The sequence below is a fragment of the Arthrobacter sp. AD-310 genome, from assembly GCF_054656615.1.
In genome coordinates, this window is record NZ_BAAHNO010000013.1 from 75,382 (window position 1) to 96,822 (window position 21,441).

The following is a 21,441-nucleotide window of genomic DNA, read 5'->3' on the forward strand; positions in this document are numbered from 1 at the left end:
GTCCGTTACCTAAATGTGACTTAAGCAGCGCCTTCCTGTACCGTCGATTGGGTGCGGTTCCCGTTCGGGCCGCGTATCCGGATGACGCCAAGCTCTGCCACTTCCCGGATTCCGTTTGATCCAAGGCAGAGGCGGGGGACCCACCGTCCCGGGCATCGATTGCCCTAGGGGTTAAGCCAGCACGTGTCTGTTCCGTGCGGCCGGATGCCCTCATCCGAACCCGACAGCTAACTCCGCAGGTGTGAGAGGCGATCAATCATGTTCAAATTCCCGGTACAGCCGCGCGCAAAACACGAGTCGGACAGCAATACACAGCGTCCCGCGGGCAGGAAGTTCACCTTTGGCCAGCGTGCCGCCGTCCTCACCGCAGGCGCCGCCCTGCTGGTGGGCGGAGTGGGTGCCGCAGGACAGGCCACCGGTACGCTGGCCCCCTCAGCGTCAACCACCGCGGCGCCCGCAGATTCCGATGCCAGCATGAGCATCGAAAAGAGCGAGATCCGGTCCAACCCGGCCGAGTCCCCTGCACCGGCTCCGATCAACGTGGTTCCGCAGGCCGCCGAGCCGGCCCCTGCGCCCGCCCCCGAGCCGGCTCCCGCTCCGGAACCCGCGCCCGCGCCCGAGCCGGCACCCGAGCCCGCTCCCGTCGTCGCGGTCAACGACCCTGCCGGCGCGCAGGCCTACGCCGCCGGCCAGCTGGCTTCCTACGGCTGGGGCCAGGACCAGATGCAGTGCCTGGTGACCCTGTGGGACAAGGAGTCCGACTGGACCACCACGGCCACCAACCCGAGCAGCGGCGCCTACGGCATCGTCCAGTCCCTGCCCGCCGAAAAGATGGCCAGCGCCGGCGCGGACTACCTCACCAACTACCGCACGCAGATCAACTGGGGCCTGAACTACATCAAGGAGCGCTACCAGTCTCCGTGCGGCGCCCTGAACTTCCACCTGGGCAACAACTGGTACTAAACCAGCCCTGAGCAGGACCCACTGCATCCCCGGCCGCCTCAGCGTCCGGGGATGTACTGCACCGCCCACCGGTTGCCGTCCGGATCGGCGAAATAGACGAAGTGGCCCCAGGCCTGGATGTCCACGTCGCTGACTTCCACACCGTTGTTCTTCAGGTGGTCGTGGGCCGCCTGGATGTCGCTGACCACCAACTGGAGGTTTGAGCCGGTGCCGGGAGGCGCGTCGGTGAGCCCTTCGCCGATGCAGATGGAACAGGCTGAGCCGGGCGGCGTCAGCTGTACAAAGCGGATGCCGTCGGAGGGCCGCTCATCAAAATCGGGATTGAAGCCGACCTTGTTGACGTAGAAATCCTTGGCGCGGTCCACGTCGGACACGGGGACAAACACAAGTTCCAGTTTCCAGTCCATGGGCACAGGCTAGCCAACGGCCCGGGCAGCGGAAAGGGTTGTGTCCTAGCCAGCGATGCCGTAAAGGCGGTCCCCCGCGTCCCCGAGGCCGGGAACGATGTAGGACTTCTCGTTCAGTTTCTCGTCGATGGAGGCCAGGACGATGGTCACGTTGGCGCCGGAGAGTTCCTCTTCCAGCTTGGCGAGGCCTTCCGGCGCGGCCAGCAGGCAGATGCAGGTGACGTCCGAGGCGCCGCGCTTGAAGAGGAACTTTATGGCTTCGCGCAGGGTTCCGCCGGTGGCCAGCATCGGGTCCAGCACAAAGATCTGCCGGCCGGTGAGGTCCTCGGGGAGGCGCTCGGCGTACGTGATGATGTCCAGGGTTTCCTCGTCCCGGGCCATCCCCAGGAAGCCGACTTCGGCCGTGGGCACCAGCTTGGTCATGCCTTCCAGCATGCCCAGGCCTGCGCGGAGGATGGGAACGACGAGCGGGGTGGGCTTGGTGAACGCGGTGCCCACGGTGGTGCTGACGGGCGTCTCGATGGTCACCGGTTCGGTGCGGACGTCCCGGGTTGCCTCGTAGGCCAGGAGCGTCACCAGCTCCTCCGTGAGCTGCCGGAACACGGGCGACGGGGTGTTCTTGTCCCGCAGGACGGTGAGCTTATGGGCGACGAGCGGGTGGTCCACAACGAGAGTGCGCATTGGTAAAAACTATCACCCGCGCTATTCCTTTCCGTGACCCGGGCTCCGGCCCGTGCTGCGCTCAGGACCCTGCCCGGCGGTCCGGTCAGTGTCGCGCCCGGAACTCCGGTTTGTGCCGGCGTCGTGATGGATGGCGTCCGCCACAACATCGCGCACCACGGGGTGCTCAAAGGTGGGTGCCGGGCCCGCGTGCTCCCTGCGCCTGATGAGATGGAACAGCCGGTGGGCCAGGATGACCATGGACACCCAGGCCAGTCCGAGGAACCAGCCGGCCATCACGTCCGTGAGCCAGTGGTGGCCCAGGAACACGCGGCTCAGGCCCATGGCGACAATGAAGATGGTTCCCGCCGTGATCGCCGTGATCCGTACCCAGAGCAGCTGGAACTGAAGGCAGATGATGTAGACCAGGACGCCAATCACCACGGTCGTGTTCAGTGTGTGGCCGCTGGGAAACGACGGGGTGGATTCATACGGCGGAACCGCTTCCGAGTGGTCCGGGCGGGTCCTGCCCACCAGCCGCTTGCCCACTGTGGTGGCGGTGGTGGATACCGCCGCGGCCCCGGCCACCAGGACGATAGGCCGCCAGGTCCGGCTCAGGAACGTCAGCCACGCTGTGAGGATGCTCGCCAGGATGGGCATTCCGACGCCGCCGCCCACGTTCGTGAAGCCGGTGACGAAGGCATCCGTTTCGGGATTCCGCAGCGTCTGAGCGTATTCCAGGGCGGGAATATCAAGGCTCGCCAGCCCTTCGTCGTCCACCACGTTGGAGTACACCTCGGCACCGAGCAACGCCATGGCCACAACCAGCGACCCACCAATAATCATGGTCAGCCACAACGCGGCATACGGCTTGATCCATCTGTCCACACGGTCACGGACGGTGCTCACTGTGCCTCCCGGCGCTGGTCGTCACGGGCTTTGGGTATCCTCCGAAACTATCATTGAGCCATGGTCTCCGCTGGAAAATTCAACACATGGATGGGGTTCGCCCTCGCCGAAGCCCGGCGTGCCCTCGATACGGAGGATGTTCCGATCGGCGCCGTGGTGTTGGGCCCCGACGGCGATGTACTCGGTTCAGGGCGCAACCAGCGTGAAGAGCTTGGTGACCCCACGGCGCACGCTGAGGTGGTGGCCATCCGGCAGGCGGCAGAACGGCTGCGTGAACTGGCCGCCGTGAATGGCGGGAAGGCGGACGGCTGGCGCCTGTCCGATTGCACCCTGGTGGTCACCCTGGAACCTTGCGCGATGTGCGCGGGGGCGATTGTCCTCGCCCGGATTCCGCGGGTGGTCTTCGGAGCCTGGGACGAAAAGGCCGGCGCCGCAGGCTCTGTGTTCGACGTCCTGCGGGAACGCCGACTCAATCACTGGGTGGAGGTCTATCCGGGAATTCGGGAGGCGGAGTGCGCGGCGCTGCTTCGCGATTTCTTTGCCGGGCACCGGAGCCGCCTGTAGCAGCACATGCCGGAACGGTGCTGACTGCCCTGGTACTGACTGCCTTGGTGCTGCCCCCAGGGTTGAGCCCGTTACGGGGAACCTGACGCCTTCAGTGCGTCCAGGACGGTCGCCGCCATCCGGTCCCAGCCCGGCAGCCTTCCCCGTGCTTCCGCCGCAGCGGTCCTCCACTCCCGACGGGTGCCTGGGTCCTCCAGCCAACGCCGCAGGACCTGTGCCAGCCGTCGTGGGTTCTCCTTGTCCCCTGCCGCCAGCGGCACCACTGCGCCCGGAAGCCGGGGCCCGCCGTCGTCCGCTGTGAGCATGGCCAGCCCCAGCGCTTCCACCGCCCCCGTTCCCTCCCGCACTACCACGGGAATGCCGCGTGCCAGGGACTCGGTGACAACCATGCCAAACGCCTCGGCTTCGGACACCAGGAGGCTGAGGTCTGCGGCGTGCCACTCGGTTTCGAGGGGGTTGCCTGTGAGCTCGCCTGCGAGCTCCACCCGGCCTTCCAGCCGGTGCCGGCTGATGGCGGCACGCACGTCCATCGCGTAGTCGCTGTCCGCCTGGTCCGTGCCCACCAGCGCAGCAGTCCACTCCAGGTCCTTGACCATGGCCAACGCTTCGACGGTGAGCAACTGGTCCTTGTTCGGCAGGAGTGCCGCGACAACGATGATCCGGGGTGGACGGGAACCGGCTGCGGCAGGCGCGGGATCGACCCCCGGGAGGGCAACATGGACCCGGGCAAGCCCGTGCCGCTCCTTCAGGACCGCGGCCGTGCTGCTGCTGGTGCCGATGACACCGGAGGCCGCGCGCATGGCCCGGGCTTCACGCGCCACCGCCTCGGCTCCATATGTTTCGGGAACCACCATGTGGGCAAGGACCCAGGTGGTGCGGCCAGCCCTCGCGGCGTACTCGAGTTCGCCTGGGGCGCCAACGGCGACCAGCCCGTCCACGATGACCACGGCGGCCCCGGCGCCCGCGTCCGCTTCCCACGCCCCGAGGAGGCTCCCCAGCCGGCGTCGTTCCCTGGCTGATGCATCCGGCCATGATCCGTCAACGGCCTGCACCTCCACGTCGGCTCCCAGGGTGGTGAGACCGCGCGCCAGCCTGGCGTTGTACGCATTCCCGCCGGAGTTGTAGCGGATATTGCCGGGAACCAGCATGCGGATGGGGCGCATCGTGGTCAGGCCGCTTGCGGTCAGGCGGCGGTGAGGTCCAGCGAATAGGTAGCCCAGGCGTCGGGATTTTCCCGCAGCGTAACGTCGACGCCGTCGAGGTGGCGGCCGTCGTCGTGGTCCTTGATCTTCGTGGCCACCGCCTGCGCGATGTACTCCGCGAGGGCCTCCGTGGTGGTGAGTTTGCCCTCGAAGTCCGGGTGCTCGTCCAGGTTGCGGTAGTTGAGCCCGGCAAGGACCTCCTCGATAACGGTGCCGGCTGCGCCGATATCCAGGACGATGGCGTCCTTGTTCAGGGCGCGACGGCGGAACCCCACCTCGGCCACGAAGGTGGCCCCGTGCAGGGCCTGGGCCGGGCCGAATGCCTCGCTCGGCAGGCTGTGGGCGATCATGAAGTGGCGGCGGACGGTCAGGCTGAACATGAGTTACCTCGTAGCTTCGGCGTTGCGGGGATGGTCCTGCGGGTACTCGATGACGTGGCACAGCGCGTCGAGTGTGCCGCGCGAAAGGCTCTGGACGACGTCGGGCAGTTCCTCGAACGGCGACGAACCGGTGAGGAACGCGTCGAACACAGGATCTGCAAGGAGCGACACTGCAAGGTCCAGGCGGTCGGCGTTGGTGCGGCGGTGGCGGCGGGCACGGGCGACGACGCCCACCTGGCTGGCCCTGATCGACAGCCGGCGGGCGTGGAAATCCTCGCCGAGCGGGAGCGTCACCTCCCGGTTGGCGTACCAGGACATCTCAATGACGTCGCCTTCGTCGCCCACCAACTGGAGGCTGCGTTCAAGGCCCTCCTGCGATGCGGAGCAGTGGAAGACGATGTCGCAGTCGGCCAGGGCGGACTCCGGATTGGCGAAGTCCACGTTCAATGTGTCAGCGAGGCGCTTGCGGTCGGGGTCCAGGTCCACCAGTTGCAGGCGCTGCAGCGGGAAGGTGCGCAACAGGGTGGCAACCATACCGCCGACCAGGCCCGCTCCGACCACGGCGACGCGGTCACCGAGCCGTGGGCCCGCTTCCCAGAGGGCGTTAACCGCCGTTTCGACCGTGCCCGTTAGGACTGCCCGCTGGCTGGGGACGTTATCCGGGATCCTGGTCAGCTCCTTGACCGGGACCACGTAGCGGTCCTGGTGGGGGTTCAGGCAGAAGACGCGTTGGCCCTTCCAGTCGTCCGGTCCTTCCTCGACGACGCCCACGGAGAGGTAGCCGAACTTCACCGGGCCGGGAAAGTCGCCTTCCTGGTGCGGAGCCCGCATTTCCTCGGCAACGCGGGGCGGGACGGCCGCACGGTGGACCACCATCTCGGTTCCCTTGCTGATCCCGGAGTAGAGGGCACGAACCAGCGCTTCACCGGGGCCGGGGCTGCGGAGTTCCTCGGAGCGGAGCTCACCTTGCTCACAGCCGGTGGTCCAGTATGCGGTTGCGTGAACGGGATCGTGCGAGTTAGTCATCTTGCTGATGAATCTAGCCGGAGGGAGCTGCGCAGGGAAAGTCCGACGGCGGGAGGTTGCGTTCGCCGGGGCACGGAGCGTTTGGGGCGGCTGCGGGCAGCGCACCGTCCAGTGGCGGGGCTGGCTGCTTTGCATGGGGTAGGAGTCCGGGTGGCCAGTGGGGTGGTTGCCAGTCCTGGTGTTCGCTGGCGTAGTACCGGCCCGCGGGTGAGATCCAGCCGGGTGGTTCGTCCCGTGTTGCGGGGGTGGGGTGCCAGCCGGAGGTGTGTTTCATCCGGTGATGTTTCGGGCAGGGCTGTCCCAGGTTGCTGACCCCGGTACTGCCGCCGTGCTGCCAGGCCAGCAGGTGGTCGGCTTCGTTGTCGAGGGAGTTGTTGCTGCAGCCCGGGAACGGGCATTTACCGTCCCGCAACCGCAGCCACCGCCGCAGCGCCTCCGAGACCCGGTAACTGGTCCGGCCGATCTCCAGCGGCGCCCCGTCCCGCGGATCCACCAGCACCCGGTGGAACGACTCCGCCCCCTCAGCCACCAGCTTCCTCGCCATCGACGCCGGGATCGGGCCGTGCCCGTCAAGAATGGCCGGTTCATCCGTGGCCCCGAGCAGCGAGAACACCGGCACCATCACCAGCACCTGCGCCCGCGGCACCGGCGCCTTCCCCAGCCTCAAATACCCCTCGTCCGGCTCTGCGTTACCGGCGAAAGCCGCCTCGTGGCCACCATCATCCTCGCGGCTGAAGGTTGCGCCGAGCAGCAGGTCCACCGCGATATCAGGGCGGAGCTGGGTCAGGGTGCGTGGTTCGTCCGGGCCCTGCATGCCCCGGGCGATCGCCGTGGTCCGGTTCCAGATCGCTGACGCCCGGTCCGCCGGAATATGCAACGACAGCCACGACATCCCGTCCCGGTCCCGGGTACATTCCATCCGCCGCTCCGCCACGCCCTTCACATGCCGGGCCTCAATCGACTCCGGATACAGCCGCTCCCGCCACGACCGCACCTTCCGCCGCAACCGCGCCGCCTGCAACCCACCCGCCAAACCATCAGGGCCCGCACCCGGAACATCCGGGCTCAAAAAATGCGCCTCCAAGGCTGCTGTCGCGGCAGGATCCAGACCGGTGGTTTCGTCCACCAGGACCCTGGCGTTCTGCCACGACACGCCGGCCTGCAAGGCAGCCAGCGCCGCCGGCAACGACCCCGTCAACGCATGTGCTTCACCGATCAGGGCACCGGCGGCGCGTTCACCGATCGTCAGGACGCAGGCAACCTCAGCCACCGTAGCCATCTCCCGGCCCTTCACCCACTCCGGGCCGGACGCCGGGTCCTGCATCGCCGCCACAGCGCTGACGTGGCCGTCCACCAGGCGCACCTTCACCGCGGCCGTGGCGGCCTCAAGACGTGCGATCACCGCCAGCCCGTCCAGGCACGCATCAGCACACTCCTGCAACGGATCACCACCCGCCCGATCAGCAGAATCAATGGCGGCGTCCGATCGGGTGTTACCAGCGACAACACCGGCAAGCTCGTTCACGAAACCAGCCACCGACGCAACAGCAACCGCAACCGAGGCCATGCCCTCCACGCCCCGGAACTCCCCCCCTGCGACTGTTTCGCTTTCCATGAACCAAGCATGCCAAGGGGGTCCGACATTTCTTCCCGGCAAGCACGCCAGGCCCAAAACCCCGCCCGAGAGTTGGTCAATCCCCCGAACTCAACCTTTCGTTTTGGGGTTGCAGGCCTCGCTCCGGTACCCTATTCAGGTTGGTGACGTGTCCGAGCGGCCGAAGGTGCAACACTCGAAATGTTGTTTGGTGTAAAAGCCAACGTGGGTTCAAATCCCACCGTCACCGCCACGTAGCAAGGCCCTGGTTCCCTTGAAAGATAAGGAACCAGGGCCTTTCGCTTTGCCCGAACTATTGGAACACAGGTGGCGCAGACGTCGCCCACGGCCTCAGCCCCCTTTCGGGCCGGTGCCTGAAAGGCCCGCCCCGGTTTTGGGCGCCGTCACATATTCCGGTGTTTCCAGGCTGGCTACCATGATGTGACCGGACAGAGCCGTCCGGTGCGAGTACAGCAAAAGGAAGCCCATGGCCACGGTTACGGTGGACGATATCCTCTCGGATCTACCCCTCGGTTTCGCCAGCCTCATCGTCCGCCCCGGTCATCCCGCGTCCGGGATTGAGCGGTTCCTCATCGTCGACGCCGAAGACGACGCCCCCGGCGTGGCGGCCGCATTCGTACTGCTGGTCGGTGTCCGCGGCCGTTCAGCCTTGCCCGCCCTGCGCCGGCTGCTGAAGGGCAACCCGCCACTCGTTGTGGCAGTGAAGGGAACCCGGGAAGAACTTGCCGAGGCCGGGGAACTCCTGCAGGATGCAGGGACCGGCCTGCTCCTGGTTGATCCGGCCGCCGACTGGGACCGGCTCCTGTCCATCGCTAAAGACCGGCTCCAGCCCCGCAGCTACCAGCATGAAGTGCTGACGCTGCTGGAAGAGGACCTCTTCGCCATCGCCCAGACCACTGCCCGGCTCACCGCCAGCCACGTGGTCATCGAAGACGCCGCCAACAAGGTGCTGGCCTATTCCACCGTCTCCAACGACATTGATGAACTCCGCAAGGCTTCCATCCTGATGAGGCGGGGACCGCGGAAATACGAACTGCTGCTCAAGGACCTTGGCGCCTACCGCGAACTGCACGGCACCCGCCTGCCGGTCCGGGTTCCGGCCCGTCCCCAGGACGGGCTGCGCGAAAGGGTTGCCATCACCCTCTTCGCCGGCGACCGGATCATGGGCTACATCTGGCTCCAGGAAACCGGAGCCGGGTTCGGCCCGGACGTCGACCATGTCCTGAAAGGGTCTGCCGCACGCACCGCGGCCGAGCTGATCCGGTACCGCAACCAGCAGTCGGTGCACATGCGGGAAGACCGGGTGTCCCGGATCCTGTCGGGCCCGGCGGAAGCCGCTGCCAGCGCATACAGCGAAAAGATCCCCGCGGAGCGTCCGGCAGCGTTGATCCTGCTGGGCATGTCCCCAACCGGGGCGGAAGCCGACGACGCTGCGCTGAAACACGGCGAACTCGCGAACCTGGCATCAATCCACGCGGCGGCCTTCAAGGCCTCCGCCGTGGTGGGCCAGTTCAGGGGTGATACGGCGGTGATCGTCCCTGGCCTGCAGTCGCCGGCAGCCGGGCCCGCCCTGAGAAGCCTGGCCGAGGCCATCGTCAAGGATGCGCAAAAGCACCTGGGCCTCAGCCCGCAAGCGGCAGTGAGCCCGGTGGCGCCGGACCTGCTGTCCCTGCATTCGCTCACCCCTCTGACCCGAGCCCTCCTGGACTGTGCCGGCGCCTCGCCCGTCGCGGTGGCAACAGTGGATGAGTTTGAGGCCGACATGCTCTTCCGGGAGGCAGTGCGCACCTTTGCAGCTTCCCCGTTCAGGCACCGCAGCCTCTCACGCCTGCTCAGCGAAGACAGCGAACTTGCACAAACCCTGGCGGCGTACCTCGACGCTTCCCTCGACGTCACCCGGTGCGCCGCACGGATGGGGCTGCACAAGAACACCGTCTACTACCGCATCAGCAAGGCCTCGCGGGTAACAGGCCTCGATTTTGGCAACCCGCGGGACTCGCTCGTAGCAATGCTCCATCTCCAGGAATGGGCCAGTACACCCAAAGAAACCCGAGGCAGGAAATGACCGCAGCACTCCAGGCGCCGCCGCTGGCTCCGCTGCTCGACGATATCGTCCGCCAGCACAGGCCCCAGCTGGAAGCGGGCTCCGTCCCGGCAGGCATCCCCTTCCTGGCAACTGTCCCGTACAACAGGTTCGGGGTAGCCGTCGCCACCGTCGACGGACAGGTCTTCAGCTCGGGCGATGCCCACCTCCCGTTCTCCATCCAAAGCATTTCGAAGGTCTTTACGCTGGCCATGGCGTTGCAGGGAGACAGCTCAGGCACACTCTGGTCGCGCGTCCTGCGCGAACCCTCAGGCACATCCTTCAACTCACTGGTCCAGCTGGAGGCGGAGCATGGCATTCCCCGGAACCCATTCATCAACGCCGGTGCCCTGGTTGTCACCGACCACCTGATGGAGGACGCCCCCGACGCCGCCACCGCGCTGTTGCGGTTCCTTGCCGCGCAGGCAGGCAGCAGCAGGCCCTGCATTGACGAAGCGGCGGCGGCCGGCGAACTTGCAGGCAGCAGCCGCAACCTGGCACTGGCCCATTTCCTGCAGGACTTCGGCAACCTCCGGCATCCGGCGGCTTCCGTGGTGGAAAGCTACGTCCGCCAGTGCTCCATCATGATGACCTGCGCCGAACTTGCCACAGCCGGGCTCTTCCTTGCCAAGGGCGGCCAGGGCATCCGGAACCGCGTCCTCTCCCCCGCTGACGCCAAACGCATCGGTTCCATCATGCTCACCTGCGGCATGTACGACGCCGCCGGTGAGTTCGCCTACCGTGTGGGCCTGCCCGGCAAGAGCGGAGTGGGCGGGGGCATCCTGGTCATTGTTCCCGGCGAATGCAGCATCTGTGTGTGGAGCCCCCGGCTCGACGCCAAAGGCAACTCCCTTGCCGGAACCGCAGCCCTCGCCGACCTGTCCGACCGCACCGGGTGGTCGGTCTTCTAGCAACTCGGGCCAAATTGTTGAACAATCCTGATTTCTCGTGCATCCTTGAAAGACCACCAAAAGGAGACGGGAATCACTAATGGCCTTCATTGACCTCAACAGCGACGTCGGAGAGTCCTTTGGAAACTGGACCATGGGCGATGACGCGGCCATCTTCCGTTCGGTCTCCAGCGCCAATGTCGCATGCGGCTTCCACGCCGGGGACCCTTCCACGATCGCCCGGACCTGCCGGGACGCCGTAGCCGCGGGCATCAGCATCGGAGCGCATGTGGGTTACCGGGACCTCGCCGGCTTCGGCAGGCGGTTCATCGACTGCTCCCCCACTGAACTGGCCGATGATGTCCTCTACCAGCTCGGAGCCCTCGATGCGATCGCCCGTGCCGCCGGCGGCAGCATCCGCTACGTCAAGCCGCACGGCGCCCTCTACAACACGATCGTCAGCCACGAGGCCCAGGCCAAGGCGGTGGTCGACGCCGTCAAGGCCTTTGGCGGGGACCTGCCCCTCCTGCTGCTGCCGGGCTCCGTTGCCCTTGCGGCCGCGGAAGCCGCCGGCCTGCGGGGAGTGGCAGAAGCGTTCGCCGACCGTGCCTACAACCCTGACGGCACGCTTGTCTCCCGGCGTGAGGCAGGCGCCGTCCTGCACGACGAGGACGTGGTGGCCGCCAACATGGTCCGCCTTGCCACCGAAGGCATTATCGTCGCCCGGGACGGTTCCACCATCCGCACCTCCGCCGAAAGCATCTGCCTCCATGGCGACACGGAGGGTGCCGTGGCAATGGCAGCGGCCGTCCGCCGCGAACTTGAGGCGGCGGGCGTGGGAATCAGGAGCTTCGCGTGAGGCCAGACATCCGCTGGGCCGGGCCCCGGGCCCTGCTCGTGGAGCTCGATTCCCTCGAGTCGGTGCTGGCCTTCCACGCCCGGTTGCTGGCAGATCCTCCCGCGGGCCAGGTGGACGTCCTTGCCGCTGCACGGACGGTGCTGGCTGTTTTCGATTCCCGCGCCCACGCAGGCGCGGCCCGGAAGATCCTTGAAGAACTCGAGACAGGAGAGGCCTTCGCGACAGCGGCCCCGGAAGAGCCGGTGCGCATTGAGGTGGTGTACGACGGCGAAGACCTCGCCGAGGTGGGCCGGCTGACCGGACTGGGTGCCGACGGCGTCGTCGCCGCGCACACCGGGCAGGTGTGGACGGCCGCCTTTGGCGGTTTCGCTCCCGGCTTCGCCTACCTTGTGGGCGAACACGACGCACTGAATGTTCCGCGCCGCGGCACCCCGCGCACCGCGGTGCCCGCCGGCTCCGTGGCACTGGCGGGAAACTTCTCGGCCGTCTACCCCCGCCGCTCTCCCGGCGGCTGGCAGCTCGTGGGCCACACGTCCGCACGGATGTGGGACCTTGAACGGGAGCAGCCGGCACTGGTCCGGCCCGGAAACAGGGTGCAGTATGTGGCAGTCCGCGAACTCGTGGAGCTCACCGCCGAGGACCGGCAGCCGGCAAGCGCGGCTGCTGCACATGAACCGGTGCGCACCGGGCCTTCACTGGAAGTCATCTCGCCCGGTCCCCAGTCGCTGGTTCAGGACCTCGGCCGGCCGGGGCTGGGAGACCTGGGAGTTTCCCCCGCGGGTGCGGCGGACGCCAGGAGCGCCCGCCAGGCGAACCGGCTGGTGGGCAACCGTCCCGGTGACGCCGTCATTGAGACCGTCCTCGGGGGCCTGGAGGTGCGCGCTGGCGGCGAATTGACCGCCGCGCTGAGCGGAGCACCCGCGGCCGCCGAAGTCAGGGGCCGCACCGGCATCCGGCCGGTTCCAATGGACGCCCCATTCCCGCTCCACGACGGCGAGACCTTGCACCTCGAGGTTCCCGGAGCTGGGCTGCGGACCTACCTGGGGGTCCGCGGCGGAATTGACGTTCCCGCCGTGCTTGGCAGCCGCTCGACGGACCTGATGTCCGGCATCGGCCCCGCTCCCCTGGCTGCAGGAACCGTGCTGCCCGTCGGTGCCGTGGATACTGCCCGTGCGGTGGGCCAGCCGGAACCGTCCAGCCTGGCCGCTGATGTTGCTTCCGGGGGTTCAGGCCTGCCGGTCACCCTCCGCATCACCGCTGGCCCCCGGCATGACTGGTTCACCGATGATTCGCGCGCCGCCCTCACGGCGCAGGTATGGACGGTAACGGCTGAATCGAACCGGATCGGCCTCCGGCTGGAGCCCGGAGCTGCCGGATCCCGTCCGGAACCGTCGCCCGGTGTCGCGCTGCAGCGCTCCCGCACCGGGGAACTCCCCAGCGAAGGCGTCGTGGCCGGCTCACTGCAGGTGCCGCCGTCGGGCCTTCCCGTCCTGTTCCTCGCTGACCACCCCGTGACGGGCGGGTATCCGGTGATTGGCGCCGTCGTCCCCGAAGACCTGCCCGCTGCCGCGCAGCTTCCCCCGGGCACGGCAGTGCGTTTCGTGGAGGTCGATCCCGAAACGCTGCAGCCGGCTGCCCCCGTCCCCAGCACGTGAAAGAAGCAACCATGAAAAAAGTCCTGATCGCCAACCGCGGTGAGATCGCCGTACGGATCGTGCGGGCCTGCGCGGACGCCGGCCTCGAGTCGGTCGCCCTGTACTCGGACCCGGACGCCGACGCCCTGCACGTCCGCCTCAGCGACGAAGCCTACGCGCTGGACGGCTCGGCAAGCTCCGACACCTATCTGAACATCGGGAAGATCCTGGACATCGCGGCCCGCTCCGGCGCGGACTCCGTCCATCCCGGCTACGGCTTCCTGTCCGAGAACGCGGACTTCGCGCAGGCGGTGCTCGACGCCGGACTTACCTGGGTGGGCCCCTCACCCGAGGCCATCCGGAGCCTTGGCAACAAGGTCACCGCCCGCGAGATCGCCGTCCGCGCCGGCGCGCCCCTGGTCCCCGGCTCGGACGGACCCGTGGCCGACGCCGAGGAAGTCCGGGCGTTCGCCGCCGAATACGGCGTCCCTGTGGCGATCAAGGCCGCCTTTGGCGGCGGCGGCAGGGGCCTTAAGATTGCCTACCGGACCGAGGATATCGAGGACGCTTTCGACTCCGCCGTCCGGGAAGCCACCGTCGCGTTCGGCCGCGGTGAATGCTTCGTGGAGCGGTTCCTCGACAAACCGCGGCACGTCGAGGCGCAGGTCCTGGCCGACACACACGGCAACGTTGTGGTGGTGGGCACCCGCGACTGCTCACTCCAGCGCCGTAACCAAAAACTTGTGGAAGAGGCGCCGGCCCCGTTCCTGACCCCCGAACAGCGCAGCCGCATCCACGAGTCCGCCCGCGCGATCTGCCGGGAGGCCGGCTATACCGGCGCCGGAACCGTGGAATACCTGGTGGCCCCGGACGGCGTCATCTCCTTCCTCGAAGTGAACACCCGCCTGCAGGTCGAGCACCCGGTAACTGAAGCGACGTCCGGGCTGGACCTGGTCCGCGAGCAGTTCCGGATCGCCGCCGGGCTGCCGGTATCGGTCACCGAAGACCCCGCCCCGTCCGGCCACGCCATCGAGTTCCGGCTCAACGCCGAAGACGCCGGCCGCGGGTTCCTGCCCTCCCCCGGCACCGTCGAGGTGTTCGAGGCTCCCACCGGAGCCGGCATCAGGGTGGACTCGGGAGTCCGCTCCGGCTCCGTCATCCCCGCCGAATACGATTCCCTGATCGCCAAACTCATCGTCCACGGGGAGGACCGCCAGCAGGCGCTCCGCCGTGCGCGCGCCGCCCTGGACGAACTGCGGATCGAGGGCGTCCCCACGGTGGTGCCCTTCCACCGTGCCGTGGTGCGTGAGCCCGCCTTCACGGCTGCAGACAAGCTGGGCGTGTACACCACCTGGATCGAGACGGAGTTCGCCGCACCCCTGGAAGCAGCACTGTCCAGCGGAACCGCCGGACCCCTGGCAAGGCGCGAAACCCTGACCGTCGAGATCGACGGCAGGGCCGTCCAGCTCGGACTGCCTGCCCAGGTCTTCAACGCCCTGATGCACGGTGGTACTGCGGGCGCGCCGTCCCCGGCCGGAGGTGCCCCGGAAGCGGACGGCAGGATCACTGCCCCGATGGGCGGGAACCTGGTCAAGTGGGTGGCAGACGACGGCGCACCCATCGCCGCCGGGGAGCCGGTTGCGGTCCTGGAAGCGATGAAGATGGAAACCGTGGTGGTTTCATCCGGCGCCGGTACCTTCCACCGCGGCGGACAAGAACCCGGTGCCGCTGTTGCGCGCGGTGAAGTGCTGGGCACCGTCAGCTAGCATTCTTAGTCGACGACAGGGGGAAACGCCATGAGCATGGCAACGGATGAGGCGGCAGTGGAAGGCGCAGCAGAACACGCCCACACCACAACCTGGATTGCGTCAGTACTGAGGGGCCGGATCGCGGCCGGTGAACTGACGCCCGGGTCGAAGCTGTCCGAAGAAGCCCTCTCGCGCGCCCTTGGCGTCTCGCGCAACACCCTGCGGCAGGCGTTCACCAGCCTTGCCGAAGAGTCGATAGTGCGGCGCATCCCCAACCGGGGCGTCTTTGTGGCGTCCCCCGGGGTGGACGAGGTACGGGAAATCTACCGGGTCCGGCGCACCATTGAGCCTGCAGCCGTGCTGTGGAGCTCTCCCTCCAAAGAGGTGCTGGACACCATGGAGGCTATTGTCCAGCGGGCAATGGCTGCCCGCGAGGCAGGCTCAGTGGCGGAGATGGCCGACGCCAACCAGGCCTTCCACCGCGAGGTGGTCGGCCTGACCGGCAGCGAAACGCTGCGCAGGCTGATGGACCGGGTCCTGGCTGAGATGAGGTTGGTCTTCCATGCCATGTCCTCCGCGCCCGACTTCCACAGCCACTACGTTGACCGCAACGTCCTGCTGGTTAAACGGCTGCGGGCAGGCGAAAACGCCCAGGCCGCAGCAGAGCTGCGTGAATACCTGGACGCCGCCGAGGCCGAACTGCTGGGACACCTGGCCGGTCTGGCCACCGCCCGGAACTGAACTTGCCCGCTTAAACGGCCTGGTGCCCGCTCCCTTTGGGGCGGGCACCAGACCGTTTTTAAGGGGCTTATGGGACGAGGTAGTCGCTGTCCCGTGCGTCGGTGATCAGCATGTGTCCGGGCGCGTGGCCTATGGCCAGCGGCGGGCGCGACTCCATCACCGCGGCCTGGGGCGTGACCCCGCAGGCCCAGAAGACCGGGATATGCCCGTCGGGGATCCGGACGGGGTCGCCGAAGTCGGGGCGGCCAAGGTCAGTGATGCCAAGCTCCTGCGGGTTGCCCACATGCACGGGCGCGCCATGCACTGCCGGGTAGCGGGAGGTGATGCGGACAGCGTCGGCAACCTGCCCGGCGGGGACCGGCCGCATGGAGACCACCATGGGTCCGGCCATCATCCCGGCCGGGGCGCACGGGCGATTGGTCCGGTACATGGGCACGTTCACGCCCTGGTCGATGTGGGCGATGGCGATCCCGCCGTCCTGCAGGGCTGCTTCGAACGTGAATGAGCAGCCGATCAGGAAGGTTACGAGGTCCTCGCGCCAGTAGCCGGTGATGTCCGTGGGTTCATCCACCTTCGCGCCATCCCGGTAAACCGTGTATTTGGGAACATCGGTGCGGATGTCGCCGCCGGCCAGCAGCGGACCGGTGGTTTCCCCCGGCTCCAGGACCCCGAGGATGGGGCAGGGCTTCGGGTTGCGCTGGGCGAACAGCAGGAAATCGAACGCGTACTCCCGTGGAATGGCCAGGACGTTGGCCTGGGCGAATCCGCGGGACCAGCCGGCGGTGGGCTCCACGAGCCCGCCGCGGAACGCTTCGCGTGCGGCGGCGGGCGTGGTGGCAGCCTTGGCGCTCATGCCCACAGCTTTGCCAGACCCATGAGGGAGTTCCAGCCAAGGAACAGCGTGAGCAGCCAGGTGACGAAACCGGCGATGAGCAGCCATTTGGGATAGACGTAACCGTGCATCAGGTCGCGCCGGCGCCAGGCAACCCACAACAGGACCGCGAAGCCCACCGGAAGGATCAGGCCGTTGAAGGCACCCGCGAAGATCAGCAGCTGCTGCGGCGCCTGGCCCAGGAACACGTAGACGATGGCGCAGCCGGCGATAAAGGCGACGGTGATCAGGTTGCGCTTGCGTTCGGGTGTTTTGGAGGAGGTGACGAAGGAGACGGAGGTAAAGGCGGCGCCGATGACGGAGGTGACGGCAGCTGCCCAGAGGACAATGCCGAACATCCTGGTGCCGATTTCCCCGGCCGCAGCACCGAACGCCTCTGCCGCCATGTTGTTGCTGGAAAGAACCGTGCCCCCGGCCACCACGCCAAGGATCGCCAGGAAGAGCAGGACACGCATGAGGCCGGTGACAACGATGCCGAGGATGGAGCTGCGGGTGATCTGCTGGACGTGGGTGATGCCGGTGGCGCCGGAGTCCAGCATGCGGTGGGCACCGGCGTAGGTGATGTAGCCGCCCACGGTCCCGCCCACCAGCGTAGTGATAATCAGGAAGTCAACGGTCTCGGGCAGGAACGTGTTCTTCAGTGCCTCACCGACGGGAGGGGCGGCAACGATGGCCACGTAGATCATGAGCAGGATCATGACGGCACCCAGCAGCACCACAATCCGGTCCAGCGCCATGCCCGCCTTCTTGCTCAGGAAGATCAGGATGGCGACGATGGCGGACACGGTGCCGCCCACCTTCGGATCCACGCCAAGCATCGCATTGGCACCCAGGCCGGTGCCGGCGATGTTGCCGATGTTGAACACGATTCCGCCGAGGAAAACCAGTGCCGCCAGGAACCAGCCGACGCCGGGAATCACCTTGTTGCCGAGTTCCTGGGCGCGCAGCCCGGTGACGCCGATGACGCGCCACACGTTCATCTGGACGGCAATATCGATCAGGATCGACGCCAGGATGGCGAAGGCAAAGGCAGCGCCGATCTGCACAGTGAAGACAGTGGTCTGCGTGATGAAGCCCGGCCCGATGGCGCTGGTGGCCATCAGGAACATGGCCCCCATCAGGGCCGTGCGCCGGGCAGAGGCGCTCAGGGTTATTTTTGTGCCGGTCTCAGCCATGGGTCCATCCATTGTTCAGGGTGACTGGAGTCACATTGATCATCCCCATTGACGATACAGGTTGTTGAACAATCTGCGCAAGGTATTGTTCAACAACTCTTTCCGGGATACCCCGCCCTTCAACGCAACAAGGCCGGCACCCACTGGGCGCCGGCCTTGCCGTCACAGAAATACTGCCGGCGGCTAGAGCTTGTCTGTCCGGTCCTCGCCGCCCTTGTGGCCAGCCCCGCGCAGGTTTTCCTGGACCTTGCCGAAAAGGTCCTTGATGGTGGACTCCGCATTGCTGATGACGTCCACCGGCACGTAGACGTCATGCGTAAGCGGCAGGTCGTATTCGTCCTTCAGATGGGTGCCGTTTCCTACCCCCTGCAGGGACAGGTAGACCATCGCCTCGGTCCGGGCGATACCGGCGAGCTTCCCGAAGACCACCGTGAACTCGTTGGGCTGGAAGCTGACGGTCTGGCCGATGTGGCTCCGGCCAAGTTCACCCGCGGGAACAACCTTTTCTGACTGGCTTCCGGTGTAGTCCATGAACTTCTCCTTAGATCGCCGACTCATACGCTGGCAGTCTAACGCCGCCCGTCCCGACGGACCTACCGCCGGCTGGAGGGCTGCACAAGCGGCCTCCGGCCGCGGTGGTCAGTCCTCCATTGAAGCCGCCTGGGCCGCACCGGTTTGATGGCACTGACCGCACACAGCACCCCCAGCAAAGGAACAACCGTGATTTCAATGGCGAACCGCGTCACCAGCCCTGCCCGCTGGGACGACGTGGAGATCGGCGACCCCGTGGACGTACGAAGGAACGGAACCAGCATCCACGCCGGAACGGTGGACTCGCGCACCGCGGACGGCACGGTGGTGTGGGTGGTGGCGCCGTCGGACGGGCGCCGCATGTTCCACATCGCCGACGGCTATGACCTGGCCGGACCACCGCCCGCGCCGGGCAGTTGACGGACCACCGGCCAGAGCCTGCAAGACTGGGTACCGACCAGTACGGCCCAAGCCAGGAGACCGCCATGACCCCGCAGTCCCACCCCGCGCCCCATCCCGCCCGCATCACCGAACTGTTGGGCATTGACGTGCCAGTGGTCCTGGGCCCGTTCGGCGGGGTTTCGTCGGTGCAGCTCACGGCGGCCGTGTCCGACGGCGGCGGGCTGGGTTCCTACGGCCTGTACGGGTACGACGGTGGTGCCATCCACCGGACGGCAGCGGAGCTGCGCGCCGCCACAGCCAAGCCCTTCGCCCTCAACCTGTGGGTGCCGACGGGTGACGAGGCCACATCCGTGCCACAGGCGGACTTCGACCGCTACACGGAAACGCTGAAGCCCTACTTCGAGGAGCTTGGACTCCCCCTTCCAGCAATGCCCGTGCGCTACATGCCTGACTACGCCGAGCAGGTGGAGGCAACGCTGGAAGCCCGTCCCGCCGTCGCCAGCTTTGTCTTCGGCGTGCCCGCGCCCGAGGTGGTGGAAGGGGCACACCGGCGCGGCATCAAGGTCCTGGGAACGGCCACAACCGTGGAGGAAGCCGTGGCGCTCGAGGCCGGGGGCGTGGACGCCGTCGTAGCCAGCGGATCCGAATCCGGCGGGCACCGGGTCTCCTTCCTCAAGCCGGCAGAGGATTCGCTCGTGGGCACGTTCTCGCTCGTCCCGCAGGTGGCCGACGCGGTCCGTGTCCCGGTCATCGCCGCGGGCGGGATCGCGGACCGGCGGGGGTTTGCCGCCGCCCTGGCCCTGGGCGCCGGGGCGGTGCAGGTGGGGACTGCCTTCCTGGCAACGCGGGAGTCAGCTGCCGCGCCCGCCTACCGGTCCCTGCTGCACAGCCCTGGCGCCCGCCACACCGTACTGACCCGCGCGCTCAGTGGCAGGCTTGCCCGCGGTATTCCCAACCGTGTGGTCCGGGACCTCACCGGTTCACCCGGCATTGCTCCGTTCCCCGTGCAGAACTGGCTGACCGGCCGGTTCCGCCCCGAGGCCGCCGCACGCGGAAACACGGAGCTGATGTCCCTGTGGGCGGGCCAGTCCGCTCCCCTGCTCCGGCACCAGACAGCGGAGGACGTCCTGGCCGAACTCCTGGCCGGAGCCTGAATCCAGCGTTCGTACCGGCCTGCGCACTGAAGCTGAGGTTCGGTGCGCGGGAGCAGTCCCCGCGCACCGAACCCGGTGGTCGCGGTGCCACACCGTCGGCGATGACGCCCATCCGGTTCAGGGTGCGGGACGAACCACCGGTAGAATCCGGACGGGCAAAACCAGCCCGGACCCCCACAAACCGGCACCACGCAGTACCAGCCAGGACACCGCAAGAGGAGGACCCCGTGCCACGGCACCGGCAGCGCACGCCGTTCCACCTCCTCCGGTCCTCCGCCCTGGCCGCTGTCATCCTCAGCCTCGCCGCCGGCGCCCACACCGCAGGCGGCGGCCAGCTGCCCGCCCCGTCAATCATGCTGGCCGTCCTGGCGCTGACAGCCCTCGTCAGCACCGCCGTAACCCGGCTGCGCCTGAACCTTCCCGCTATCGGCGCGCTGCTTGGTGCCGGGCAGCTGGTGCTGCACGAGTTCTTCACCCTCTTCAGCACCCCCGCGTTGCCCGTTGGTACGCGTCCCGGGCCCTCCGGCCACCAGCACGGAGTTGCAGTCCTTCCGGAACTCATGGCGGTGCACGGACACATGCCCGCGGACTCCGGTTCCGCTCCTGCCATGCTGGCCGCCCACGCCCTGGCCACCCTCGGCTGCGCCCTGCTGCTGGCCAAGGGTGAGGCCGCCCTGTGGACCCTTGCCGCCTGGCTGAGGCCACTGGCCGGGCTTCCCCGGCCGGCGGCTCCCGACGCCGTTCCCCCGCTTTACGCTGCTTTCCCGCCTCCCGCCGTGCACCGGCGTCCATGGCGGAACCTCCGGCAAGACAGCCGACGCGGCCCGCCTTCCGCCGTCGCGCTTTCCTTCTAACGGCTTTCCTTCCAACACGGACCGGACCCCATCCGGCCCCCAAAACACTTCCGCGCGCCCGAAACCGGGCGTGTGCCAGAAAGGCAACCCATGATTACCTCCTTCCTTCGCCGTTCCCTGACCACTGCCGCAGCAACCGGCGGAGCAGCAGCGCTCCTGCTTGCAGGGGCCGGAGGCGCCGCCGCTCACGTCGGCGTCACCCCCGACAAGACCGATGCCAACTCCTACGCCCTGCTTACCTTCGGGATCCCGCACGGCTGCGAGGAATCGGGCACCACCAAGGTGGCCATCACCCTTCCCGCGGAACTCAACGACGCGCAGCCAACGGTCAACCCGAACTGGACCGTGGAAAAGGTCACCGAGCAGCTGCCGGAGCCCCGGAAGCTCGCGGACGGCTCGTCCATCACCAAGCGGACCAGCAAGATCGTCTACACCGCCAAACAGCCCCTCCCGCACGAACTCCGCGACGCCCTGGTGCTGTCCGTGAAGCTCCCCGACGCCGCCGGGACAACACTGCATTTCCCCACCCTCCAGACCTGTGAGACCGGCCAGACCGACTGGTCGCAGGTCGCGAAGGACGGCGAGGACCCGCACTCCCTGGAAGCACCGGCGCCGTCCTTCACCGTGACGGCAGCGGCAGGCTCCGGGCACGGCGCTACTGCCTCCACACCGCACTCCGCCGGGCATGCGACGGAAGGCACGGAGCAGGCCGCAGCAGTGGCCGACAGCGGCGCCGGGCCCCGCAGCTGGGC

22 protein-coding genes, 1 tRNA gene and 1 riboswitch are annotated in these 21,441 nt (G+C 67.6%); of the genes, 13 read left to right on the plus strand and 10 right to left on the minus strand.

Features of this window, described 5'->3' with window-relative positions; translation table 11 throughout:
* The first annotated feature begins 92 nt into the window (after window positions 1-92).
* Window positions 93-253: riboswitch (cyclic di-AMP (ydaO/yuaA leader) on the plus strand.
* A gap of 5 nt (window positions 254-258) precedes the next feature.
* Window positions 259-963 carry an aggregation-promoting factor C-terminal-like domain-containing protein gene (locus ACYQ1Z_RS09780; RefSeq protein WP_459792319.1) on the plus strand — a complete coding sequence of 235 codons (705 nt, stop codon included), beginning with the start codon at window positions 259-261 and terminating at the stop codon, window positions 961-963.
* A gap of 38 nt (window positions 964-1,001) precedes the next feature.
* Here the strand turns inward: ACYQ1Z_RS09780 and ACYQ1Z_RS09785 are convergent, their stop codons facing one another.
* From ACYQ1Z_RS09785 to ACYQ1Z_RS09795, 3 genes are read right to left on the minus strand one after another with little or no spacing between them, the layout of a single operon-like run.
* On the minus strand, window positions 1,002-1,370 hold the full coding sequence (locus tag ACYQ1Z_RS09785; RefSeq protein WP_459792320.1) for a VOC family protein: 369 nt from the start codon (window positions 1,368-1,370) through the stop codon (window positions 1,002-1,004).
* 45 nt (window positions 1,371-1,415) lie between these two features.
* Complete coding sequence (upp, locus tag ACYQ1Z_RS09790; RefSeq protein ID WP_459792321.1) at window positions 1,416-2,051, minus strand: uracil phosphoribosyltransferase; 636 nt, start codon at window positions 2,049-2,051, stop codon at window positions 1,416-1,418.
* A 21-nt stretch (window positions 2,052-2,072) separates the two neighbouring features.
* Complete coding sequence (locus ACYQ1Z_RS09795) at window positions 2,073-2,876, minus strand: phosphatase PAP2 family protein (protein WP_459792342.1); 804 nt, start codon at window positions 2,874-2,876, stop codon at window positions 2,073-2,075.
* 123 nt (window positions 2,877-2,999) lie between these two features.
* On the opposite strand from ACYQ1Z_RS09795, the gene ACYQ1Z_RS09800 reads away from it, so the two are divergent.
* Entirely contained in the window at window positions 3,000-3,503 is a 504-nt protein-coding gene (locus tag ACYQ1Z_RS09800; protein ID WP_459792322.1) for a nucleoside deaminase, read from the plus strand.
* Between the two features lie 71 nt (window positions 3,504-3,574).
* On the opposite strand, the gene ACYQ1Z_RS09805 is transcribed toward ACYQ1Z_RS09800, so the two are convergent.
* From ACYQ1Z_RS09805 to ACYQ1Z_RS09820, 4 genes are read right to left on the minus strand one after another with little or no spacing between them, the layout of a single operon-like run.
* A complete protein-coding gene (locus ACYQ1Z_RS09805; protein WP_459792323.1) occupies window positions 3,575-4,666 on the minus strand; it encodes a glycosyltransferase family 4 protein in 1,092 nt (363 codons plus the stop codon).
* A gap of 20 nt (window positions 4,667-4,686) precedes the next feature.
* On the minus strand, window positions 4,687-5,085 hold the full coding sequence (locus ACYQ1Z_RS09810; protein ID WP_459792324.1) for a 6-pyruvoyl trahydropterin synthase family protein: 399 nt from the start codon (window positions 5,083-5,085) through the stop codon (window positions 4,687-4,689).
* Window positions 5,086-5,088: 3 nt separating this feature from the next.
* On the minus strand, window positions 5,089-6,111 hold the full coding sequence (locus ACYQ1Z_RS09815) for a zinc-dependent alcohol dehydrogenase (protein ID WP_459792325.1): 1,023 nt from the start codon (window positions 6,109-6,111) through the stop codon (window positions 5,089-5,091).
* A 13-nt stretch (window positions 6,112-6,124) separates the two neighbouring features.
* Window positions 6,125-7,726 carry an HNH endonuclease signature motif containing protein gene (locus ACYQ1Z_RS09820; protein WP_459792326.1) on the minus strand — a complete coding sequence of 534 codons (1,602 nt, stop codon included), beginning with the start codon at window positions 7,724-7,726 and terminating at the stop codon, window positions 6,125-6,127.
* A gap of 142 nt (window positions 7,727-7,868) precedes the next feature.
* Between ACYQ1Z_RS09820 and ACYQ1Z_RS09825 the strand changes: the two genes are divergently transcribed.
* The 7 genes from ACYQ1Z_RS09825 to ACYQ1Z_RS09855 all read left to right on the plus strand — a co-directional run bounded on the left by ACYQ1Z_RS09825 (window position 7,869) and on the right by ACYQ1Z_RS09855 (window position 15,681).
* Window positions 7,869-7,958: transfer RNA gene (locus ACYQ1Z_RS09825), tRNA-Ser, on the plus strand.
* A 234-nt stretch (window positions 7,959-8,192) separates the two neighbouring features.
* A complete protein-coding gene (locus tag ACYQ1Z_RS09830; RefSeq protein WP_459792327.1) occupies window positions 8,193-9,791 on the plus strand; it encodes a PucR family transcriptional regulator in 1,599 nt (532 codons plus the stop codon).
* A complete protein-coding gene (locus tag ACYQ1Z_RS09835; RefSeq protein ID WP_459792328.1) occupies window positions 9,788-10,720 on the plus strand; it encodes a glutaminase in 933 nt (310 codons plus the stop codon). Before ACYQ1Z_RS09830 ends, ACYQ1Z_RS09835 begins: the two co-directional genes overlap by 4 nt.
* A gap of 79 nt (window positions 10,721-10,799) precedes the next feature.
* A complete protein-coding gene (locus tag ACYQ1Z_RS09840) occupies window positions 10,800-11,558 on the plus strand; it encodes a LamB/YcsF family protein (RefSeq protein ID WP_459792329.1) in 759 nt (252 codons plus the stop codon).
* On the plus strand, window positions 11,555-13,213 hold the full coding sequence (locus ACYQ1Z_RS09845) for a 5-oxoprolinase subunit B/C family protein (protein ID WP_459792330.1): 1,659 nt from the start codon (window positions 11,555-11,557) through the stop codon (window positions 13,211-13,213). The genes ACYQ1Z_RS09840 and ACYQ1Z_RS09845 overlap by 4 nt, the downstream gene beginning before the upstream one ends.
* Before the next feature lie 11 nt (window positions 13,214-13,224).
* A complete protein-coding gene (locus tag ACYQ1Z_RS09850; RefSeq protein WP_459792331.1) occupies window positions 13,225-14,958 on the plus strand; it encodes an acetyl/propionyl/methylcrotonyl-CoA carboxylase subunit alpha in 1,734 nt (577 codons plus the stop codon).
* Between the two features lie 30 nt (window positions 14,959-14,988).
* On the plus strand, window positions 14,989-15,681 hold the full coding sequence (locus tag ACYQ1Z_RS09855; RefSeq protein ID WP_459792332.1) for a GntR family transcriptional regulator: 693 nt from the start codon (window positions 14,989-14,991) through the stop codon (window positions 15,679-15,681).
* Between the two features lie 67 nt (window positions 15,682-15,748).
* Here ACYQ1Z_RS09855 and ACYQ1Z_RS09860 read toward each other — a convergent pair whose 3' ends face one another.
* The 3 genes from ACYQ1Z_RS09860 to ACYQ1Z_RS09870 all read right to left on the minus strand — a co-directional run bounded on the left by ACYQ1Z_RS09860 (window position 15,749) and on the right by ACYQ1Z_RS09870 (window position 18,279).
* Window positions 15,749-16,534, minus strand: coding sequence for a putative hydro-lyase (locus ACYQ1Z_RS09860; RefSeq protein ID WP_459792333.1), 786 nt, complete (start codon window positions 16,532-16,534; stop codon window positions 15,749-15,751).
* Window positions 16,531-17,748 (minus strand): NRAMP family divalent metal transporter, encoded by a 1,218-nt coding sequence (locus ACYQ1Z_RS09865; RefSeq protein WP_459792334.1) that lies wholly within the window; start codon window positions 17,746-17,748, stop codon window positions 16,531-16,533. The genes ACYQ1Z_RS09860 and ACYQ1Z_RS09865 overlap by 4 nt, the downstream gene beginning before the upstream one ends.
* A gap of 183 nt (window positions 17,749-17,931) precedes the next feature.
* The gene (locus ACYQ1Z_RS09870) at window positions 17,932-18,279 is read right to left on the minus strand and encodes a hypothetical protein (RefSeq protein ID WP_459792335.1); all 348 of its coding nucleotides are present in this window, start codon (window positions 18,277-18,279) and stop codon (window positions 17,932-17,934) included.
* A gap of 198 nt (window positions 18,280-18,477) precedes the next feature.
* Here ACYQ1Z_RS09870 and ACYQ1Z_RS09875 point away from each other — a divergent pair, with 198 nt between their 5' ends.
* The 4 genes from ACYQ1Z_RS09875 to ACYQ1Z_RS09890 form a co-directional block, all read left to right on the plus strand.
* Complete coding sequence (locus ACYQ1Z_RS09875; RefSeq protein WP_459792343.1) at window positions 18,478-18,699, plus strand: hypothetical protein; 222 nt, start codon at window positions 18,478-18,480, stop codon at window positions 18,697-18,699.
* A 65-nt stretch (window positions 18,700-18,764) separates the two neighbouring features.
* Window positions 18,765-19,835: an NAD(P)H-dependent flavin oxidoreductase gene (locus ACYQ1Z_RS09880; RefSeq protein ID WP_459792336.1), complete on the plus strand. Its 1,071-nt coding sequence runs from the start codon at window positions 18,765-18,767 to the stop codon at window positions 19,833-19,835.
* A gap of 227 nt (window positions 19,836-20,062) precedes the next feature.
* Window positions 20,063-20,689 (plus strand): hypothetical protein, encoded by a 627-nt coding sequence (locus ACYQ1Z_RS09885; protein ID WP_459792337.1) that lies wholly within the window; start codon window positions 20,063-20,065, stop codon window positions 20,687-20,689.
* Window positions 20,690-20,779: 90 nt separating this feature from the next.
* Window positions 20,780-21,441, plus strand: a 662-nt coding sequence (locus ACYQ1Z_RS09890; RefSeq protein WP_459792338.1) for a YcnI family copper-binding membrane protein, incomplete at its 3' end; no start/stop codon positions are given.

Excerpts from the sequence above, each read along its gene's own strand:
- ACYQ1Z_RS09785 (WP_459792320.1), bottom strand. The coding sequence starts at position 1,370 with ATGGACTGGAAACTGGAACTTGTGTTTGTCCCCGTGTCCGACGTGGAC.
- ACYQ1Z_RS09795 (WP_459792342.1), bottom strand. The coding sequence starts at position 2,876 with ATGATTATTGGTGGGTCGCTGGTTGTGGCCATGGCGTTGCTCGGTGCC.
- ACYQ1Z_RS09875 (WP_459792343.1), top strand. The coding sequence starts at position 18,478 with ATGGCGAACCGCGTCACCAGCCCTGCCCGCTGGGACGACGTGGAGATC.
- ACYQ1Z_RS09805 (WP_459792323.1), bottom strand. The coding sequence starts at position 4,666 with ATGCGCCCCATCCGCATGCTGGTTCCCGGCAATATCCGCTACAACTCC.
- ACYQ1Z_RS09815 (WP_459792325.1), bottom strand. The coding sequence starts at position 6,111 with ATGACTAACTCGCACGATCCCGTTCACGCAACCGCATACTGGACCACC.
- ACYQ1Z_RS09855 (WP_459792332.1), top strand. The coding sequence starts at position 14,989 with ATGAGCATGGCAACGGATGAGGCGGCAGTGGAAGGCGCAGCAGAACAC.
- ACYQ1Z_RS09880 (WP_459792336.1), top strand. The coding sequence starts at position 18,765 with ATGACCCCGCAGTCCCACCCCGCGCCCCATCCCGCCCGCATCACCGAA.
- ACYQ1Z_RS09865 (WP_459792334.1), bottom strand. The coding sequence starts at position 17,748 with ATGGCTGAGACCGGCACAAAAATAACCCTGAGCGCCTCTGCCCGGCGC.
- ACYQ1Z_RS09820 (WP_459792326.1), bottom strand. The coding sequence starts at position 7,726 with ATGGAAAGCGAAACAGTCGCAGGGGGGGAGTTCCGGGGCGTGGAGGGC.
- ACYQ1Z_RS09870 (WP_459792335.1), bottom strand. The coding sequence starts at position 18,279 with ATGGACTACACCGGAAGCCAGTCAGAAAAGGTTGTTCCCGCGGGTGAA.
- ACYQ1Z_RS09835 (WP_459792328.1), top strand. The coding sequence starts at position 9,788 with ATGACCGCAGCACTCCAGGCGCCGCCGCTGGCTCCGCTGCTCGACGAT.
- ACYQ1Z_RS09840 (WP_459792329.1), top strand. The coding sequence starts at position 10,800 with ATGGCCTTCATTGACCTCAACAGCGACGTCGGAGAGTCCTTTGGAAAC.
- ACYQ1Z_RS09860 (WP_459792333.1), bottom strand. The coding sequence starts at position 16,534 with ATGAGCGCCAAGGCTGCCACCACGCCCGCCGCCGCACGCGAAGCGTTC.
- ACYQ1Z_RS09830 (WP_459792327.1), top strand. The coding sequence starts at position 8,193 with ATGGCCACGGTTACGGTGGACGATATCCTCTCGGATCTACCCCTCGGT.
- ACYQ1Z_RS09800 (WP_459792322.1), top strand. The coding sequence starts at position 3,000 with ATGGTCTCCGCTGGAAAATTCAACACATGGATGGGGTTCGCCCTCGCC.
- ACYQ1Z_RS09850 (WP_459792331.1), top strand. The coding sequence starts at position 13,225 with ATGAAAAAAGTCCTGATCGCCAACCGCGGTGAGATCGCCGTACGGATC.
- ACYQ1Z_RS09810 (WP_459792324.1), bottom strand. The coding sequence starts at position 5,085 with ATGTTCAGCCTGACCGTCCGCCGCCACTTCATGATCGCCCACAGCCTG.
- ACYQ1Z_RS09780 (WP_459792319.1), top strand. The coding sequence starts at position 259 with ATGTTCAAATTCCCGGTACAGCCGCGCGCAAAACACGAGTCGGACAGC.
- upp (WP_459792321.1), bottom strand. The coding sequence starts at position 2,051 with ATGCGCACTCTCGTTGTGGACCACCCGCTCGTCGCCCATAAGCTCACC.